The sequence below is a fragment of the Heliomicrobium gestii genome (genome assembly GCF_009877435.1).
Classification (GTDB): Bacteria; Bacillota; Desulfitobacteriia; order Heliobacteriales; family Heliobacteriaceae; genus Heliomicrobium; species Heliomicrobium gestii.
The window spans coordinates 1-17,785 of the sequence record NZ_WXEX01000003.1 but is presented as its reverse complement, the minus strand read 5'-3'; the positions used below and the strand labels follow the sequence as shown (position 1 = coordinate 17,785).

18 protein-coding genes are annotated in these 17,785 nt (G+C 56.8%); 7 read left to right on the top strand and 11 right to left on the bottom strand.

The features are described 5' to 3' along the window. Positions 1–33: 33 nt before the first annotated feature. From GTO89_RS03930 to GTO89_RS03920, 3 genes are all read right to left on the bottom strand, one after another. Positions 34–1,314 carry an ArsB/NhaD family transporter gene (locus GTO89_RS03930; protein ID WP_161260775.1) on the bottom strand — a complete coding sequence of 427 codons (1,281 nt, stop codon included), beginning with the start codon at positions 1,312–1,314 and terminating at the stop codon, positions 34–36. After that, complete coding sequence (locus tag GTO89_RS03925) at positions 1,304–3,865, bottom strand: serine/threonine-protein kinase (RefSeq protein WP_235920237.1); 2,562 nt, start codon at positions 3,863–3,865, stop codon at positions 1,304–1,306. The genes GTO89_RS03930 and GTO89_RS03925 overlap by 11 nt, the downstream gene beginning before the upstream one ends. Positions 3,866–3,981: 116 nt before the next feature. Continuing rightward, entirely contained in the window at positions 3,982–4,230 is a 249-nt protein-coding gene (locus tag GTO89_RS03920; RefSeq protein WP_161260773.1) for a hypothetical protein, read from the bottom strand. Between the two features lie 455 nt (positions 4,231–4,685). Between GTO89_RS03920 and GTO89_RS03915 the strand changes: the two genes are divergently transcribed. After that, complete coding sequence (locus GTO89_RS03915) at positions 4,686–5,003, top strand: CC/Se motif family (seleno)protein (protein ID WP_161260772.1); 318 nt, start codon at positions 4,686–4,688, stop codon at positions 5,001–5,003. Here GTO89_RS03915 and GTO89_RS03910 read toward each other — a convergent pair. From GTO89_RS03910 to feoB, 4 genes are all read right to left on the bottom strand, one after another. Next, positions 4,959–5,717, bottom strand: a complete 759-nt coding sequence (locus tag GTO89_RS03910; RefSeq protein ID WP_235920225.1) for an SIR2 family NAD-dependent protein deacylase — start codon at positions 5,715–5,717, stop codon at positions 4,959–4,961. The genes GTO89_RS03915 and GTO89_RS03910 overlap by 45 nt on opposite strands. Positions 5,718–5,931: 214 nt before the next feature. Further along, a complete protein-coding gene (locus GTO89_RS03905; protein ID WP_161260771.1) occupies positions 5,932–6,153 on the bottom strand; it encodes a FeoA family protein in 222 nt (73 codons plus the stop codon). Between the two features lie 16 nt (positions 6,154–6,169). Further along, positions 6,170–6,385 carry a hypothetical protein gene (locus GTO89_RS03900; protein ID WP_161260770.1) on the bottom strand — a complete coding sequence of 72 codons (216 nt, stop codon included), beginning with the start codon at positions 6,383–6,385 and terminating at the stop codon, positions 6,170–6,172. An 87-nt stretch (positions 6,386–6,472) separates the two neighbouring features. Further along, the gene (gene feoB / locus GTO89_RS03895) at positions 6,473–8,452 is read right to left on the bottom strand and encodes a ferrous iron transport protein B (RefSeq protein WP_161260769.1); all 1,980 of its coding nucleotides are present in this window, start codon (positions 8,450–8,452) and stop codon (positions 6,473–6,475) included. Between the two features lie 273 nt (positions 8,453–8,725). Between feoB and GTO89_RS03890 the strand changes: the two genes are divergently transcribed. Further along, a complete protein-coding gene (locus GTO89_RS03890) occupies positions 8,726–9,580 on the top strand; it encodes an ABC transporter ATP-binding protein (protein ID WP_161260768.1) in 855 nt (284 codons plus the stop codon). Positions 9,581–9,689: 109 nt separating this feature from the next. Continuing rightward, positions 9,690–10,484, top strand: coding sequence for an ABC transporter permease (locus tag GTO89_RS03885; protein ID WP_161260767.1), 795 nt, complete (start codon positions 9,690–9,692; stop codon positions 10,482–10,484). 76 nt (positions 10,485–10,560) lie between these two features. Here the strand turns inward: GTO89_RS03885 and GTO89_RS03880 are convergent, their stop codons facing one another. Together GTO89_RS03880 and mutY are read right to left on the bottom strand one after the other, a co-directional pair. Then, positions 10,561–11,472: a diacylglycerol/lipid kinase family protein gene (locus GTO89_RS03880; protein WP_161260766.1), complete on the bottom strand. Its 912-nt coding sequence runs from the start codon at positions 11,470–11,472 to the stop codon at positions 10,561–10,563. 104 nt (positions 11,473–11,576) lie between these two features. Then, positions 11,577–12,677, bottom strand: coding sequence for an A/G-specific adenine glycosylase (mutY, locus tag GTO89_RS03875; protein WP_204758206.1), 1,101 nt, complete (start codon positions 12,675–12,677; stop codon positions 11,577–11,579). A gap of 370 nt (positions 12,678–13,047) precedes the next feature. Here mutY and GTO89_RS03870 point away from each other — a divergent pair, with 370 nt between their 5' ends. From GTO89_RS03870 to GTO89_RS03855, 4 genes are all read left to right on the top strand, one after another. After that, complete coding sequence (locus GTO89_RS03870) at positions 13,048–13,350, top strand: zinc-ribbon domain containing protein (protein WP_161260765.1); 303 nt, start codon at positions 13,048–13,050, stop codon at positions 13,348–13,350. Between the two features lie 122 nt (positions 13,351–13,472). Beyond that, complete coding sequence (locus GTO89_RS03865; RefSeq protein WP_161260764.1) at positions 13,473–14,225, top strand: ABC transporter ATP-binding protein; 753 nt, start codon at positions 13,473–13,475, stop codon at positions 14,223–14,225. Beyond that, on the top strand, positions 14,222–14,995 hold the full coding sequence (locus GTO89_RS03860) for an ABC transporter permease (protein ID WP_161260763.1): 774 nt from the start codon (positions 14,222–14,224) through the stop codon (positions 14,993–14,995). Before GTO89_RS03865 ends, GTO89_RS03860 begins: the two co-directional genes overlap by 4 nt. 505 nt (positions 14,996–15,500) lie before the next feature. Then, entirely contained in the window at positions 15,501–15,956 is a 456-nt protein-coding gene (locus GTO89_RS03855; RefSeq protein WP_161260762.1) for a hypothetical protein, read from the top strand. Positions 15,957–16,025: 69 nt separating this feature from the next. Here GTO89_RS03855 and GTO89_RS03850 read toward each other — a convergent pair whose 3' ends face one another. Together GTO89_RS03850 and GTO89_RS03845 are read right to left on the bottom strand one after the other, a co-directional pair. Further along, positions 16,026–16,478, bottom strand: a complete 453-nt coding sequence (locus tag GTO89_RS03850) for a universal stress protein (RefSeq protein WP_161260761.1) — start codon at positions 16,476–16,478, stop codon at positions 16,026–16,028. A gap of 300 nt (positions 16,479–16,778) precedes the next feature. Beyond that, positions 16,779–17,432, bottom strand: a complete 654-nt coding sequence (locus tag GTO89_RS03845; RefSeq protein WP_161260760.1) for a plasmid pRiA4b ORF-3 family protein — start codon at positions 17,430–17,432, stop codon at positions 16,779–16,781. Positions 17,433–17,785 lie beyond the last annotated feature (353 nt).

The following is a 17,785-nucleotide window of genomic DNA, read 5'->3' as shown; positions in this document are numbered from 1 at the left end:
GACCCGTTCACAGCGGGACCTGGGTCCCCTTTTTTAGGTCAGATAGCGCAACCACAGATAAAGATGGGACATGGCAATGCTGACGAGCATCAGGGGAAAGGCCACTTTCATAAAGCGGATAAAGGAGATGGCGATCCCGTTTTTCTCGGCCATTCCGGCGACGATGACGTTGGCGGAGGCGCCGATGATGGTGCCGTTGCCACCCAAGCAGGCGCCAAGGGCCAGGCTCCACCAGAGAGGCGTCGTATCCATGCCGCCCATCTCCCCCATCGCCTTGATCAAGGGGATCATGGTGGCCACAAAGGGAATGTTGTCGACAAAGGCAGAGGCAATGGCGGAGAGCCACAGAATCAAAAGGGTCGTCGGTCCCACGGCGCCGCCTGTCAGCCGCAATCCCGCCTCAGCGACCCAGCGAATGACGCCCACATGTTCGAGGGCGCCGACAATAATGAACAATCCGATGAAGAAAAAGAGGGTGGGCCACTCGACAGACAGAAGGATGTCCTCCGGTTCTTCCCCGGTAAACAGCAGCAAAAAGGCGGCGCCGGCCAAGGCGATGGTGGCCGATTCCAGGTTGAGCAATCCGTGCAGAATGAAGCCGAGGATCGTCAGACCGAGCACCAGGGCCGCCTTGCGCAGCAACGCCCGGTCCTTGATCACCTCCGATTCATCCAGGGCCATGATCCTGGCCTTGCCGGCGTCATCTGACTGCAGTTCCCTGCGATAGATCCGCGTAATGAGAAAAAGGTTGACCGCCAGAATGGGGATGATCACGGGCGTTAGATTGACGACAAAGTCATTGAAGCTAAGCCCCACAGCGCCGCCGATCATGATATTGGGCGGGTCGCCGATCAGCGTGGCTGTCCCGCCGATATTCGCGGCCATAACCTCGGAGATGAGAAAAGGAACGGGGTCCACCTCAAGGGTGTCAGTGATCGACAGGGTGACCGGAACGATCAACAACACCGTCGTCACATTGTCCAGGAAGGCGGAGGCTACGGCTGTAACAAGAGACAGCAGGACCAGGATGCCGACAGGACTGCCTTTGGCCGCCTTCGCCGCCTTGACGGCAAAATACTCGAAGACCCCTGTCCGCCGCAGGATGCCGACGATGATCATCATGCCGATCAACAGGCCCAAGGTGTTGAAATCGATTGATCGCACAGCCTCTTCCTGAGAAAGGATGCCAAGCAGCAGCATGATAACAGCGCCGAGCAGGGCTACGGTCATGCGGTGGATTTTTTCGGAGATGATCAGGCCATAAGAAAGCAAAAAGATGACAATGGCCGTCGTCACCTGCCATTCATGAGGCATGGAACGGAGTCCCTCCTCCAGTAATCCCGAGATCCTCCAATAGGATCCGGATCGTCGCATATCTCCGGTCGGGGTCCTTCTCCAAGCAACGTAAAATAACCGTCTCCAGCTTTTCTGAAAGCAACGGATTCAACCCCCGCGGCGTAACGGCGGCTCGCCCGCTCCGGTGCAAGTCCCGCAACCGGGACAGATCGCCTGCCGCTTCCAGTGAGAGTCCCAGTTCCTCCGGACGCTGAAAGGTGGCGGTGATCACCCTGTCCATGAGCGCCTGGATGTTCTCCTCGCTGTCATCGCCGGTCGTAAAGGGGGGAAAGCCGGTAGCGGCCTCAAAGAGGGTGGCGCCAAAAGCGAACAGATCAGCCCGTTGATCATGCCCCCCGTCGCCCCAACCGGTCTGACACCGGATCACCTCCGGCGCCGTATAGGGCGGCGTCCCCAGGTTTCCCAAGGTCTCGATGGGCGTAAAACCAGGATTGCGGGGCAGGTTATCGGAAAAGTCCGGTCTTGCCTGCTCCCTTTTTACGGATCGCGTTTTGGGGGACTTGGTTTCCCGCGACGCATCCTCGACCTGATATAAATCCCGGGAGATGCGCAGTGTGCCCAGATCGGCCAGCCGGATCTTCCCAAAATCCTCGGTGATGAGGATATTATCAGGTTTGATATCGCGATGAATGTATTCAGGGCCGAGATCGTGGATGTAGATGAGCGCCGCGCCGACAGCCTCAATCAGGCGAACCATCTCTGTCTCGGAGAGGGGACGGCGCTCCACGATTCTGCCGTCCTCATCATAGCTGTAGATGCGTTTTTTCAGGGAACCGTCAAGCAGTTCCACAACGAAGCTGAAACGGGTGAAGTCGACACTGTCCGGGTATCCCTGAATCACATTATGGACGCCGCCCAGGTTCATTGTCAGGATGGCCTCGTTTTTGAAGCGCTTGCGGGCCTTCTCCTTGCCCAGCAGGTTGGCCTTCAGCATCTTCATCGCGCCCATCTGGCCTGTCATCCGGTGGCGAACTTTCCAGACCTCGGCAAAGCCCCCCTCACCCAGCTTGAGCAGGCGTTCCCAATCGCCGCGCAGGTGCTCGCCGGCATGGGGATCCCATGTCAAGGCCTGTCGCTGGTAGGATTCGGCCTGGAAGAGGTCTTCCTGGCGCCGTCTCACCTCGCCGAGGTAGTAGAGCGCGCGCGCCAAATGGGCGCGATTCTCGTCGCTGTCGGGAACGATCCGGGAAGCCGCTTGAGTCAGCAGTCGCTCCGCTTCGCCCCATTGACCGCCGCGAAAGCGCAAGACGCCCAGCTTAGCGGCCGCAAGGTCGATGACGGACAGGGCGCGGGCGTAATACTCCCCCGCTTCCGAAAAAGCGCCTTCCTCCTCGGCCATCTCCCCCAGCGCCACCAGTGCGTTACCGTTCATGGGTTCCAGTTCCAAGACACGTCGCCAGGCTTTTCTCGCATCCAAGCGCGTCTTGCGGTATCCCGATGAGGTTGGCTGTTCATGCTGCCATGCCGTTAAGGCGCGCGCCAACTGGACCTGACGGATCAGGTCGTTTTTGTCTCGCAGGGCCGATCGCTGGAGCCAGAAGACCGCCTTGCCCCACCGGCCCAAGGCGAGGTATATCTGGCCGAGCCGTTGTTCCGCCTCCAGCTTTTCGCGCAGGCTGAAGTAGCGAACCGCCTCCTCCAAGAGGGCCAGTTGCGCCTCGTCAGGGCTCTTGATCCCTAAAATCCAACGGCCCAAAAATCGCTGGATGCGAACCTTCAGATCGCCCTTTTCATCGCCGCGATAGCGAAGGTAGCGCCGCAGCCAGGCCACATCCCCCTCATCCGGTTCGTCCTTGCGCAATCGCGCCGTCACCAGCCGGTCTTCCCACAGCCGCTGCAGCTCCCACTCGGGGGGAAAGCGCCCGGCCTCCCACAGGGCGGGCCCCAACACCCGGCGCAGTTCCGCCACCAAACGGGGATAAACGGTAAAGAGGGGATTGCCGCTCAAGAGGGTGACAGGATCATACTGGGCGAGCGTCTCACCGGAGACGGTCAGAGCTCTTTCATAGAAAGCGACAGCTTCCGCATCAGCCTGGTTGCGATCGGCGCACCCCACAGCAGCCGCCCAGAGGGCGAATGGATTCTCGGGGATCTGGCGGGCGGCAGTCAAAAAGATGGGCAGAGAGCGCGGATGCAATCCCCGGTAACCCAACTCGCCGTGACAACGCAGGAGCAGCCATGTTTCATCAACAGGGATAGCCGCTCCGCCGTCGTTCGCGTTTTCCCGTCCTGCTTCCTGCACTCCTCGGCGGTTTTGGGGCGATCGGCTTCCCTGCTGTCCCGCACGTCCCTTCTGTTCACGACCTTCGCCCGATGTCAGACCGAAAGCCCCATCCCACAGATCGGCCGCCTCATAAAAGGCGACATAATCGCCGTTGACGATGGCCAGGGCCAGGGCGAGTTTGCCCTCCTCAGGCCCCTCATCGGGAGCGAAGGCTTTGGCTGCCGCCCCAAAACGTCCGGTGGAAATCATCAATTTGAGGTACACTTTTTTGCTTTCCGCCAACATCGTCTTCACGGGCCCCCATCATGGCTGAATAAAAAAAACCGGGTCTCCCCGGTTTTGGCGCCTCCGGCGTCACCGCCGACCAGCGATCATCAAAGAAACGGACCTTTCTGTATCTCTTACGCCTGTCCACCACCGGGGAATGTGTTGTTGCGCAGGATCTCCTGCTGCCGGTTGGTGAACTGGGACACCTGTTCGGGATTCATAATATTGCTGCCAACCAGTTGATCCTTCAGCTCGTCGACAGGCAATTCTCGCCACTGATCAAACTGGGATTGATTGATCAACCCGTTGTGCAACAGATTGTTCAACATGACGCCAGCCAGGGCATCGCCTCCCTGGGCGCTCGCGGCGACCGGAATGGCCATAGCGCCAGGTCCGGAAACAAGCCCCTGCGGCCCCGCGTGGATATGTCCCGGGGGAACAGAGGGGGGCGTATAGCTTCCTCCCGGCCCGGGAGAGTCAAGCAACCGTTCTGAGAGTCTCGCTCTGTAAATATAATAACCAACAATTGCGCTGATGACCAGAAGAATCAACCAGACCGATTCCATCCTTTGTACCGTCCTTTCTCGAAGTCTGTAAAAAGCTTCGCCCTTTTCATTAGTAATCCTATTATACAAACCGGGATGGCGCTTGTCGATGCAAATCGAGGCAATTACTGGGGCACCGCTTCCTCCTTCAACGACGGAGGCGTCAATCTGCCATACCAATCTTCCATAAATATATACAATATACCCGGATTGATGTTTTTATGCTTGAAGACATTTTCTCACCCTGGTACAATCTTTATATACTTACTCCTATTGCCAGGAGGTCTTTAACGATGCGCACCGAGGAAGAATCCAGCGAACGTTTTCGCATCGAGCCAGCAGCGCGACAGTTTATCCTTGAACGCGGCGGCGTCATCCACATCACGATGGCAAGCGCCAACATCAACCCCTGCCAGGGGCCGCTGCCCCTGATCGATATCGGTGTTCCGCGTGGCGCCGGGACGAAATACCTTCGCTTCGACATCGAGGACATTGCCATCTACCTTTCGAAAGCCCTGTCGGGAGCCAGCGGCGCCTTTCGCATCACCCTTGACACCCTCTGGCGCTTAAAAAAACTGGCCGTCCAATTGTCCGACAAGCCGGGGCAGTAACTCTCCGGCTTTCTCGTGAAAGACGAAGTCCGCGTCGTCATCCCAGGCGGTCGGTTCTAGATTGATGATGATCAGCGCGCTGTCGCGGCGGCGACGGTCGATGAGCGTATTCGCCGGCGTCACCGTCAAGGAGGTTCCGATACAAAAGATGAGATCGGCCTGCTGCATCCATACCTGGGCCTTCACCCATGTATCCGGATCGAGGCTGTCGCCAAAAAGCACTACATCCGGTTTGATCACCCCGCCGCATTCGCAGGCGGGGGTTCTTTTTTGGTCCAACGCTTGCCGGACTTCCGCCATATCATAGACAGCGCCACAGTCGGGACAGGCGGCTGTGCGAAGATGACCATGCAGTTCGGCCACCTGGCTGGAACCGGCCGCCTGGTGCAACCCGTCGATGTTCTGGGTGGCGACGGCCACCCACTTGCCGTATTTTTGTTCCAACTGGGCCAAAGCCCGGTGAGCCCCGTTGGGTTCAATATCGGTCCAGGGCAAAAAGAGTTCCTGAAAATAACGGTAAAACCGTTCCGGCTGATGAAAAAAGCAAGACCGTGTGATCGACTCGCGCACTTCCCGTCTCTGCCAAAGTCCGTTGGGACTGCGAAAGTCGGGGATCCCCGATTCGGTGGAGATGCCAGCGCCAGTCAAAACAGCGATCTTCCGGGCAGCGCGCAACCGTTCGACACAACGGGCGAGCATAGGGCTTCGATCCATCGACAACTCCTCCTTGAGAGGCCTATGTAGATTGTTTCCCTTTGAATTATAGCAGTCCTATTGCGCTGAGACAAAAAATTCGCCCGATGATCAACAAGTGTGTCAAAGGGCCGTAAAGGAGGAAAAGCCTCCCGAGTTCTGTTCTCGGGAGGCTTCTTCCTTGGGCTGGATACGGCCCTTTGAGCTATTCCGCTATATCATGTCTAACAGATCATCAAGTTACGACGCTGATATCGATATCCTCCGCCATCCGGCGGCCAATGGCCAATTCCTGGTGGCGTTTGCGAACGATCACCGGACCGGAGGGGATGACCTCCTGCACCGTCACTGTCTCGCCTTCTGAGATGCCGAAGCGGATCGCCTGGGCCCGTACGAGCGGGTGGCGGATACCGGTGATGCAGACCGTCTGCCCTTTCAAACCGCAATCAAGGGTCATGGCAATACCTCCTCCCTTATTTCGAACAGCTTCCACAACCGCCGCAGCCGCCACAACCCATGGCCGGCCGCAGCAAGGTATTGCAACGGGGACAACGCTCTCGCGGTTCCTTCCCCTCTCCCTGTCCTTGTTGCCAGACCCGCACATCAAGGCCGCAGCCAGGGCAGGCAGAGATGTAAGGTCCGGCGGCGCAAGCGCTGTCCGTCTTTTTTTTCGAGGAAAACCATCCCACAGCAAGCGACCTCCCTTTGTGACTCGCCAATCGGCAAATCGGTATGCGCGTCCACCAAGAATCCGATTGACCTCCAGGATCCCTGGGTTACTCCGCCTGGCAGCAGGCGTTCCCTTCGGGATCAACGGACTGCTTTTTTGGCGCAAACAAGAGGACTCCTCCCACCAATAACGCCATAATTCCGGCGAAAGCGGCAACCGTCATATACACCTGCTCCAGTTGAGCGTAAAGTTGGGCCACAATCCCGCCGACCAAAAAGGCGATGACCCAGGTGGAGAGCCACATGACCAGGGCTTCTTTCTTGGAACGCTCTTTGAAAAGGATCAGCACTGTGGCGATGCAGGGGACGAAGAGTGTGATCACAACGAGGGCCACCACGGACTGATGGGGCTCAAGGACCATGTCAGCCAAGCCGGCGGCGCCAAAGTCGCGGCGAACAAGGCCCATGATGAAGACGTTAGCCGTCTCTTTCGGCAGGCCCAGCCAGCCGACGGTGAGCGGCGCCAGCGCGTCTTGGAGCACTACCAGCGCGCCAGTCACCTGCAGAACGCTGATGATCAGCGAGCCCAGGGCAAAGAGCGGGAAGGCCTCTTTGACGAAGGCATAGGATTTGATGCCCGTCTTTTTCAACACATTGATCATACGGGGCAGTCGGATGGGCGGCAGTTCAATCAACAGGTCAGAGGAGCGACCGGGGATCACCCGGTCCATGATCATCCCCACGCCAATGAGAATGGAAAGGATGATCAACACGTACATGAAGACGAAGGCCGGGTCAATAGCGGCCAGGATGCCGGTGATGACGCCCAACTGGGCCGAACAGGGAATGGCCAGTCCGAGCAGGAAGATGGCGATGCGTTTTTCCCGCTCCGAGGCGAGCAACCGGGTCGTGATGGTGGCGAGGGTGACACAACCGAAACCGAGGATCAGCGGGATGATGGCTCGTCCGTTCAATCCCAGGTAATTGAGCACACGGTCAGAGAGGGCGGCCACCCGGGGCAGATACCCCGAATCTTCCAGGGTCGACAAGGAGAGATAAAAGGCAATGACCAGCGGCAGCAGCAGCCCGAAGACATAGGTGACCGTCATCGTCAGGAGACCGAACTCGCCAAAGAGGATCATTCCGATCGGCGATTCGGAAGCGATCAACGGCGAGAGCAGATCACGCACAAAAGGCTCATAGTAGGCCTGGAAGATGCCTTCCTCGGTCAGCCCGACCACATCGCCGGCGACCCAGACGCCGATCAGCTGATACATAAAGTAGAGAACCACCGCAAGGATGGGAATCCCCGTGATCGGGCGAACCATCCAATAACCCAGTTTGACGGAGAAGTTCGCCCCCTGGGTCGTCTCAGTGACGACGGCCTGGCAAATCTCATTGACGCGCCGGCGCCGCTCCAGGTAGATCTCTTCCCGGCGAGAGGGTGCCGTGATCCGGTAGGTTTGCCGGATGCCCTCGTCACCTTCCAGAGCCAGCAACGCCTCGCCACGGTTGGCGGTCACAGCGGCCACTATGTCCATATCCTGCGCCAGTGATACGCCGGCGCGGCCCGGCCGAGCCTTAGCAAGGGTCGCCTCCACTTCCTTGAGCCCTTGGCCTTTCACAGCGACAGAGGGCACAACAGGCACGCCCAACTCACGGGAAAGGCCGTCAAAATCGATGTGAATCCCCCGCCGCTTCGCCTCGTCGACCATGTTGACGGCTATGACGACCGGCACGCCAGTGTCGATGATCTGCAAAGAGAGAAACAGATCCCGCTCCAGGTGCAGGGCGTTGACGATGTTCAGGACCATGTCAGCCTGCAGGATCACATCGCGAGCGATGCGCTCCTCATCGTTAAAGGAAGAGAGCCCATAAATGCCCGGGGTGTCCATGACCACCCAGTCTTTGTACCGGCCGTGAGAGATGTCGAGGGTGGTGCCGGGGTAGTTGGATACATCGACATACATCCCGGTCAGGTGATTGAAAAAGACTGACTTGCCTACATTGGGGTTGCCGGCCAACACCAGCTTCTTTTCCCCTTTGCCGATATCCAGTTTGATCGGTGCGCCGTGGCAGGTCGCCATGGTGTCTCACTCCTTTATGTCTCATCGAAAAGGGAAAATCCCCACAAGTTTCAAATGAGAATGAATCTCTTTTTTATCTGCGAATTTATTCTAAGTGAATTTCATTCTCATTGCAATACCCTATTTGTCCACTGCGACCAAAAAAATCCCCACTGAAAAAGAGTGGCAACAGAACCGCTGAAACGCAGGAGTTTTTAATGATATGGATAATTATTATGAATAAGCTTGCCCTGCAATCTTACTGGCGAAATATTCGATTAAGGGAGTTTCACGATGATTGTTCTCGAATCACTGACCAAAACCTTTGAAAACCGGGCTGTCGTGGACAACCTATCCCTCACCATCGAAGGCGGCGAATTTTTCGGCCTCCTGGGACCGAACGGCGCCGGAAAAACGACTACGATCCGCATGCTGATGACGCTGGCAAAGCCGACGTCAGGCCGGATCATCATCGATGGCCGCGACATGACCCGTGACTCCATGGCGATGAAGTCCATGATCGGCCTGGTCCCCCAGCACATGAACCTGGATGGTGAATTGACGGCGAGGGAGAACCTGGAGATGCATGGCCGTCTTTTCGGATTGAGGGCCAACGAACGCCAGGCGCGCATGGACGAACTGCTCGCTTTCGTCGAGATGGCCGACCGAGCCGACGAGCCGGTGCGACGGCTCTCGGGCGGCATGAAGCGGCGCATCCTCATCGCCCGCGCTCTGATGCACCGCCCTTCTATCCTGCTGCTCGACGAACCGACCATCGGCCTTGATCCGATCAGTCGCCGCCGCATGTGGGATTTGGTGCGAAAACTAAACACAGGCGGCCAGACGATCGTCCTGACCACCCACTACCTGGAAGAAGCCGATGCCCTCTGCAACCGCGTGGGGCTCTTGCATCAAGGCAACCTGGTCGAACTGGGCACGCCGGCAGAACTGAAGGCCCGCATCGGCGCCTTTGTCGTCGAAGTCGATGATAACGGCAAACGACAGAGCCGCTTTTTTCCGACCCGAGAGGCTGCTGCCGCCTTTACCGGTGAGGTTCAAGACAAGGTTGATTCGGTATCGCTGCGCCAGACAAATCTGGAGGATGTTTTTATCCAGTTGACAGCAGGGGACCGGTTGATTCAGGATTGAGTGATTTACTTAAAACCCGACTCATGGGAATCGACAAAAAGCGACTTCATAAAATGGCTTACTCGAATGACGTAGATCTCGAATGCTGTAAATAGGAAAGGTGACACCCATGGAATTACATAGGCAATCACCGCCGAAAGAGGCGCTTTCGCAGCACTCGCCCCTGCTGGCAGGCATCGGCACCATCCTCTGGCAGGAGTACCGCGTCTTCACCCGGCGCTTCTGGCGCAACACAGCCTCGACGATGGTGACGCCGCTGCTCTACCTTTTTGCCTTCGGCTTCGGCTTGGGCCGGGGGCTTCGCTTTGAAGGCGCTTCTTATCTGGAGTTCGTCATCCCAGGCATCGTGGCCTTGACGACGATGACCTCCTCCTTCAACGCCGTCGCCACGCCGCTCAACATCTCCCGCCTCTATGACAAAACCTTCGAAGAATACCTGACCGCCCCGATCCCGATGGCAGCCATCGCCATCGGCCGCATCCTGGCAGGGGCATGCCGGGGGCTCTTCTCGGGGATGGTCATGTTGACCCTCTCCCTCATCTTCGGCGTCGGCCTACATCTGGACGGCCGCTTCCTGCTTCTGCTCTTTCTCAACTGTTTTGTCTTCGCTGGCTTCGGCTTCTGGGCAGCCTTGACGATCCAGTCCCACTCGGACATCAACAAGTTCAACGCCTTCGTGATCAGCCCCATGTCCTTCCTTTGCGGGACCTTTTTCTCGCTGCAGAACATCCCGCCGCTCCTGTCGGCCTTCTTGCACCTGCTGCCCCTCACCCACACCACCCAAGGGCTGCGGTCTCTCACATTGACCGGCCAACTGCCCTGGGAGAGCTTAGCCTCCCTCACCGTCTACGGACTGGCCTTTTTCTTCCTGGGGTTGCGGGCTTGTTATCAAGTGGAAGAATAATTGAGAGAATAAGGCCGAACGAGAACGGGCAAACAAAAAGCCTGTTCCTTACGGCATCAGGCTTACGGGGTTGCGGCTAGAGATTTGGAGAGAAAACGGTTAGGCCTCGGTGACAGACACCGATTTCCCACGGCAGCGACGGGCCCACTTCCCCATCCAGGTCTGTTTCCAGATCGGGCGAACCGCTGATGCGAAAGGCGGGCGCCTGATGATAGGTCACCAGTGGAGAGCGGATGTGTTCACCCTGAAGCACCCGGACGAAGAGCCCGACAAACTCGCTGATGCTACAGGCGCGAAAGGCGAGCAGGTCGAGAAGGCCGTCGTCGAGCTTCGCCGATGGGGCCAAGGTGGTAAAACTGCCGGCGCCAGCGCCGTTCATGATCAGAAAGAGCAGCGTCTCACCGGAATAGGCGAGAGCCCCCTCTGGCGTCTCGACGGTCAAGGCGAAAGGACGAAACTCGGGCAGTTTTTCCAAGGCCTTGAGATAATAAGCCACCTTGCCGATGTTGTGCTTGAGCGGCTGGGCTACTTTATGGGAGACATCGGTCATCAACCCGCCGCTGGCGACGTTGAGGAAAAAGCGCGGCCCCAACTGGCCCACATCGATCGGACGGGTCTTGCCCTCGACAATGATCCGGCAGCAGGCTTCCACGTCGCGAGGGAGTCGCAAAAAAGAAGCCAGATCGTTCGCCGTGCCGGCTGGGATGATGCCGAGGTTTGGCGGCGTCACAGCCTGAGCAGAGAGGCGCATCAAGCCGTTGATCACCTGGTGAAGGGTTCCATCGCCGCCAACCGCTACAACGGCCGAGCAACCCTCAGCCAGAGCCGCCTCGGCTGCGTCAGCCGTATCACCGGGCGCCTCCCGCGTCCGGTGGGCCAGCACCTGCCATCCGCCTTGCTGGAAAATAGCGATAGCCCGGTCGAGGTGCCGCCGGAAAGCACCCACGCCGGCTTCCGGGTTATAGATCAGCTTCATCCGTTTGGGCATGTCTTCCTCCCTTTTGGACCGCAATAGGACGGGAAAGTGATTGCGCTGCAAGTGCTTATGGCAACCCCGAGAGATGGCAAGCCCCAATAGAGGTTATCACCCGTTCATATCATCCCATAGTGTTTCAGGATCTTGAGGGTCAACTTGTTCATGGGCAACCGGGATCGGTCCTCAGCGGTGCTCCAAATCCATGGACGCCCTCCCCCATGTTCGGCCGGTTCCTGCGGACCTAGGGCCTCTCGCGATATCACAGGTTCCGCCACAACTTCAGCCGTCATCCAGCCTTCGACGCCACTCCACCGGGCAGGGTACACATCGACCACCCACGTCAGGTGAGAGAAGACATGGCGAAACTGGCGCGGTTCGCCGTGAGCGATCTCGATCGACCCTGCCTCCCACGTTTGCATTCCTTCCAGAGACGGCAGCTCCCACATCCCGGCCAGGAGCCCTTCCTGAGGGCGCTGGTTCAAGAACAGTCTTCCCTGATCATCGGTGAGCAACAGCGCCTTCCACCGGATCACAGGGTTTTCCTTGCGCCCTTTGCGCACCGGCAGCGCCTCGACGGTTCCATCCTGCCAGGCGACACAGCAGTCCGCCAGGGGACAGCCGGCGCAGCGGGCCGAGCGGGGCAGGCAGACGAGAGCGCCCAATTCCATCAGCGCCTGGGTCCAGTCGGCCACCCGCTCACGGGACAAGCGGTCCAACTGCGCCTGAGAGGCCTGTTGCGCCTGCCGGAGCAGGGCTGGGCTGCCCACCGGATCACTCCAGCCGAAAAAACGAGCAAAAACGCGGCAGACGTTTCCATCGACCGCCGGTATGGGGAGGGCAAAGGCGATGGACAAGACAGCGCCGCCGATATAAGGTCCCACGCCGGGAAGAGAACGAAACTGCTCCCGATCAGCTGGAACACGTCCATCAAAACGTTCCAGCAACAGGCGAACGGCCAATTGCAGGTGGCGCGCCCGCGAATAATAGCCAAGCCCTTCCCAGGCTTTCAGCACCACCTCTTCCGGCGCCGTTGCCAACGCCGCCGGATCGGGAAAGCGCTTCAAAAAAGCGTGGTAGTATGGAATCGCCGTCTCCACCCGCGTCTGTTGCAGCATCACCTCGGAAACCCAGATCGCGTAGGGGTCCTTTGTACGCCGCCAGGGAAGATCGCGCTTGTTCCGGTCATACCATTGCAGCAGTTCTTGCGCCCAGTTCATCTGTGTCATAAACCCTCTTTTTACTGTAATGTAATCGTAGAAAATCATGTATTCGTATAGCGAAAAACCAGTGCCGCAGACTTCTGCCGCTCCCATGTCAAGCATCCTTATTGAAGGCCATCCACTTCGATTATAGGGCCATTTGGCGTCTATGTCCAAAGGATTGGAAATCCAAACAAAAAAATTGCCTTTTATTTCTGGCTTGCGTATAATATAACCAACCATCGGTTCGTCGTGTCCGCCTGCCGCAAAACATCAACCCGTCCTTGTTTCGGCGCTGTCCGGGGAACGGTTGTATCGATTTTTGGGGATCTAGGCCAAGACCCGGACCAGGGAATATCATTTGTCCGAAGAAAGGACGGGATTTCTTGTGTTTGAAGATCGTACGCTGACTTGCAAGGAATGTGGCGTGGAATTCCTGTTCTCCGCGCGGGAACAAGAGTTTTACGCGGAAAAGGGCTTCCAAAATGATCCCAGCCGTTGTCCTGACTGCCGCGCTGCCCGCAAGCGCCGTCTGGCCGAGTCCGGTCAAGCGCCGATGCAACAACAGCGGGAAATGCATGAGGTTGTCTGTTCCTCCTGCGGTGTGACCACCACCGTTCCCTTCCGTCCCTCCGGTTCCCGCCCCGTCTACTGCCGCGAATGCTTCCAAAATCAACGCCGCTCTTATTAATCCATAACTGAATGATGAGACTTTTTCAGGCGCCGGTGTTCCCGGCGCCTTCGTTATTGCTTTGATCATCACTGAGACGGGAGGCGGTTGCCATCGCCGATCCAACACAATCCGGTCCGCTTTTGTCCTGGTCGGACATTTCATTACACATTTCCTCCATCACCGCGGCAGCCGGCGATGAGGGCCAAGGGGATCGCCGGCTTCTGGACGGCGTCAGCGGCGCAGTACAAGCCGGGGAGATTGTGGCGCTGCTCGGACCCTCCGGTTCTGGGAAAAGCACGCTCCTGCGCGTCCTGAACCGGCTGTTCCCCTTTGACGGCGGTCAAATCCGCTTTCGGGGACGGCCGCTGCAAAGCTGGCCTGTCACGGAACTGCGGCGTCGCGTCGCCTTTATCGCCCAGCAACCCGCTTTCTTTCCCGGAACGGCCGAGGAAAATTTGACCTACGGCGCGCGCCTTTGGAACCTCCCCTGCGAACCGGCTTCCCTGATGGCGGATGTTCGCCTCGAAGCGAACCTCTTGCGCCAACCCGTCGACACCCTCTCAGGCGGCCAGCAGCAGCGCCTGGCCCTGGCCCGTTCCCTCGCCCTTGACCCCGATGCGCTGCTCTTGGACGAACCCACATCAGCGCTGGACATCCATACCACCCGGGAAATTGAGGAGATGGTGACCAACTTAGCCGCCCGTGGTAAAAAAGGTGTGATCTGGGTCACCCACGACCCGGAACAAGCCCGCCGAGTGAGCCATCGTATCCTCCTGCTCGTTGCGGGACGTGTCGTCGCCGACTTGCCAAAAGGCGATTTCTTCTCAGAGAAGGCCAACACAGCAGTACGCGACTTTCTGGCAATCGCAGACAGACAAGGGGGAAAACCATGAGCGCTCTTGCGTTGATGCTCAGCTTGAGTTTTGTCGCCATCGCCCTCGTCGTCTCCTACCGGGAACAATTAGGTCTGGAGAAGGACATGCTTGTCGGTACGATCCGCGCCTTCATTCAACTCTTCGCCATCGGCTATGTGCTCCAGTTCATCTTTGACCTGCGCTCCCTGCCGGGCATCCTCTCGATCCTGGCTGTGATGATCGCCGTGGCTGTCCAAAACGCCTCGAAACGCGCATCGGCTCTGCCCCGCCCGACGGCGCGGCTCTACCTTCTGGGCGCTCTCGCCCTGGCGGAAGCGATCACCTTGGGCCTGCTGCTCAGCCTGGGCATCGTGCCGTTGGAACCGCAGTTCATCATCCCCTTGAGCGGGATGATCGTTGGCAACGCCATGGTCGCTTCTGGGCTGACGATCAACCGATTGCAGGCGGAACTGTCCAGCCAGAAGGCGCAGGTTCTGGCCGCTCTTTCTCTGGGGGCCACCTCCCGGCAGGCGGCGGGACGAGCGATCAAGGCCGCCGTGAAGGCCGGGATGAGCCCCACCATTGACAGCATGAAGACGGTGGGCCTCGTCCAGTTGCCGGGGATGATGACCGGCCAGATCATCGCCGGGGCGAGCCCCGTTGAGGCGGTCAAATACCAGATCTTGATCCACCTCGTCCTGACAGGCGCTACGGCGGTGGCCAGCATGGCGGTGGGCCTCTCCTGCTACCGGCCCTTCTTCACGGCGGAACACCAACTGTCTCGCTATTATCCGGGAGCCAACCAGTGACGGGGCGAAGGGGTGACTGAAGCGGTGACAGAGACATCATTTGAGCCAGGCAATCCTGTCACAGGGCAACCCTGGCTGGGCTGTTGGAGGTGATTGACTCATCTCCACTGCGCCGGCTGATCCCGGTTTCCGGCGAAATGATACAACGTCGTTAGAAAGGCTAAAACCAATGAAGCTTTTGTCACAGGAGTATCGATGATCCTGAACAGCGACGCAAATACTACAGGCTATGAGAGAACAATCGACTCCATCGCAAGCAGGAGATCTGGATCGTTGGGTTTATGACTTTTGTCAGTTGCTGCGCCGCCAGGATCATGAACAAGTCTCCCCGGCGAGCCAAGATGCGCTACAAGGGAATAGCCAAAGGGCGCCCCAAAACACGCAGCCAGTCGTGCGGAAAGAGACGGCGAGAAGTTACGTCGATCTGTCTTGTGGCCCAGTCAACCTTGCAAGCCTTCTATCGTCAGAATGTCATCCGCCTGGCTCTGGCTGCCTGGAACCGGCATTGGAGTGCCTTCTCGACGCCATGGCCGGCCATCGCTGGTTTCGGGTCCGCTACGGGATCAACGAACTGTTCAAAAAATACCTGCGCGACTTGGTCGAACCAAACACCACCTTTGACACGGAGGAACAGACCCGACGATATATGGAATTGACCAGTCTCATCTTCGAGTACGGCCACTCACCCGCCTTTCCCTTTTCAGAAAGCCTCTGGACCTACCTGAGCGCCTGCCTCGAATCGGTGGGCCTGGTCTTGGCGGAACAACAACTCTGGCGGGCATTGAGCGTGGTCATCGAGGAGACGGCTGCCATGGGACGCCAAGCCGCCCGCAGCGGCTTGCAGACTGCGCCGTTGCAGCACTTTCTACGCCGCCTGGAAGACAGTTGTCATGGAAAAGGAGAAGGCGGACGTGAAATCGCCCGCCTTGCCCGCAACCTCCGTTTTAACCTGGAGGTATAGCTGCTTTTCTTCGGTCTCTTTTTATTTTCTCCATTCGATATACGCTGATGTATGATTGCGTCTATCCGGTCAGCTTTTGTGTTCTTTGATGACCATCACCGGGCACTTGGCCAAATGAAATACGCGGTCACTGACGCTGCCTGACAGGAAGCTGCGGAACTCGCCCATGCCGCGAGAACCCATGATGATCAGGTCTGCGCCGTTGTGTTCGGCAGTGTCGACAATAACGAAGGCAGGGTGTCCCATGGTGGCTTCAGTCTGACAGGTCAGCCCCTCGGCTTCGAAGAGAGCCTTCGTGGTGGCCAAGATCTGACCGGCCAACTCACTCATTTTGTCTTTCAGGATGTCAGGATCGAAGAAAACAGCGCCATCGGATCCAAGGAAGAACTGGTGGGAAAGATCAAAGACATAAAGGATCGTCGTTTCAATCTGCGGGTCAAGCTTCATCAGGTGACAGGCATAGCGGGCCGCTTTCAGGGCATGTTCAGAACCGTCCGTAGCCAAGAGTATCTTCTTAAACATACAGAAACCCCTCCCCCTCTTTTCACCGCTTTTTCCTGCCTTTACCTTTATTATTCCACACTTTTTGAAAGAATCCTTCCTCATTTGTTAAAAACATCACGAAACGTGATGTCCTATTCAGGCATTTACAGCCATTTATGTATCCTAATCAGGCAACGCGCTTTATGCCCTACGAATCCTCCATAGACTCGGGCAATATTTCCTTCGACCACTACGACTACGATTATCGTTGGTCCGCACTCATCGCTATCACACTTTTGCAATTTTCTGCCGCTGTAACATCAAAACCGTTTTGCCAAATCACTGACCTCGCGTTGTTTTCTTTAGTTTTAAACAACACTTAAATAGATCGTTTTTCTCATGGATATTAAATTCTCTGTACCGCTGCACTTCTCCCCAGCTTCTCATCGCTTCATGATCGGGATGCTGAGCATCACTCCAGGCTTCCAAAAAATTTGCATAGCCGCCTATGCCTCCCACATCTTCCGGAGGACAGGCTCCTTCACCATCAATAATCTGAGGGTAGCCATAGGGATAATCCTCCAGGACATTCTCAAAGGTCACTCTATGTCGCCAATAATCCCCAAAATCGTACACGTATTCAAGTTCTTTGTATGTTTCTAAGTACTTATCGATTTTTACCGACTGGGGTTTTCTGATCGTCCTTTCTAACACCCTGGAGATAAACTCTCTTTTATCTTTAGCTTTCGGCAATTCTTTTGACTTGAATTTTGTCGAATAGTATTTAAATTGCTCATAGGCTTCTTCGTCATTCGTAATCCGTAACTGTTCTTGCGGAATATCAAACTCATAGAGATGATAATCTTGCCAATCCATCGCAAATTGAATCGTATCGTGCAGGCGTTTGAATGTAACATCAGCTGGGATGATCACCCTTCTCCAGATTGAAGGACTGGAATCTTTCAATTCGATTTTAATCTGATATGCTTTCATGACCGTTACATCTCCCTTATCTCTTTATTTACAATGCTTTGGGATACGATTCGCTGAGTTCGCGTTGTCTCGCTGAAGTGTCCCCGTTTGTTTAGATTTCCTACCAATGGATAACCATACAATTCGATCTAGGCTATATCAAGTTTACCACGATTCACAAACTTCTACACAACGACCGTGTCACGGTTAGATTTTTCAAATTATCCGAGCTCGTCACCCATCGTTCATTCACAGATTAATGCTGATTAACATTGAACAAAAGAGGAAAGCAAAAAGCCCACTGCCTTAATAAAAAAGCAGTGGGCGTCTCCCTCAAAACTACACAGAGTGTGTATAACGTAAAGCTGCAAGAT

What these genes read in the sequence shown, in the direction of transcription:
- GTO89_RS03915 (WP_161260772.1), top strand. Translation starts at nt 4,686, where the DNA reads ATGCGCACCGAGGAAGAATCCAGCGAACGTTTTCGCATCGAGCCAGCA.
- GTO89_RS03885 (WP_161260767.1), top strand. Translation starts at nt 9,690, where the DNA reads ATGGAATTACATAGGCAATCACCGCCGAAAGAGGCGCTTTCGCAGCAC.
- GTO89_RS03860 (WP_161260763.1), top strand. Translation starts at nt 14,222, where the DNA reads ATGAGCGCTCTTGCGTTGATGCTCAGCTTGAGTTTTGTCGCCATCGCC.
- GTO89_RS03905 (WP_161260771.1), bottom strand. Translation starts at nt 6,153, where the DNA reads ATGACCCTTGATTGCGGTTTGAAAGGGCAGACGGTCTGCATCACCGGT.
- GTO89_RS03910 (WP_235920225.1), bottom strand. Translation starts at nt 5,717, where the DNA reads ATGGATCGAAGCCCTATGCTCGCCCGTTGTGTCGAACGGTTGCGCGCT.
- GTO89_RS03930 (WP_161260775.1), bottom strand. Translation starts at nt 1,314, where the DNA reads ATGCCTCATGAATGGCAGGTGACGACGGCCATTGTCATCTTTTTGCTT.
- GTO89_RS03920 (WP_161260773.1), bottom strand. Translation starts at nt 4,230, where the DNA reads ATGGCCATTCCGGTCGCCGCGAGCGCCCAGGGAGGCGATGCCCTGGCT.
- GTO89_RS03925 (WP_235920237.1), bottom strand. Translation starts at nt 3,865, where the DNA reads ATGTTGGCGGAAAGCAAAAAAGTGTACCTCAAATTGATGATTTCCACC.
- GTO89_RS03890 (WP_161260768.1), top strand. Translation starts at nt 8,726, where the DNA reads ATGATTGTTCTCGAATCACTGACCAAAACCTTTGAAAACCGGGCTGTC.
- feoB (WP_161260769.1), bottom strand. Translation starts at nt 8,452, where the DNA reads ATGGCGACCTGCCACGGCGCACCGATCAAACTGGATATCGGCAAAGGG.
- GTO89_RS03880 (WP_161260766.1), bottom strand. Translation starts at nt 11,472, where the DNA reads ATGCCCAAACGGATGAAGCTGATCTATAACCCGGAAGCCGGCGTGGGT.
- mutY (WP_204758206.1), bottom strand. Translation starts at nt 12,677, where the DNA reads ATGAACTGGGCGCAAGAACTGCTGCAATGGTATGACCGGAACAAGCGC.
- GTO89_RS03850 (WP_161260761.1), bottom strand. Translation starts at nt 16,478, where the DNA reads ATGTTTAAGAAGATACTCTTGGCTACGGACGGTTCTGAACATGCCCTG.
- GTO89_RS03845 (WP_161260760.1), bottom strand. Translation starts at nt 17,432, where the DNA reads ATGAAAGCATATCAGATTAAAATCGAATTGAAAGATTCCAGTCCTTCA.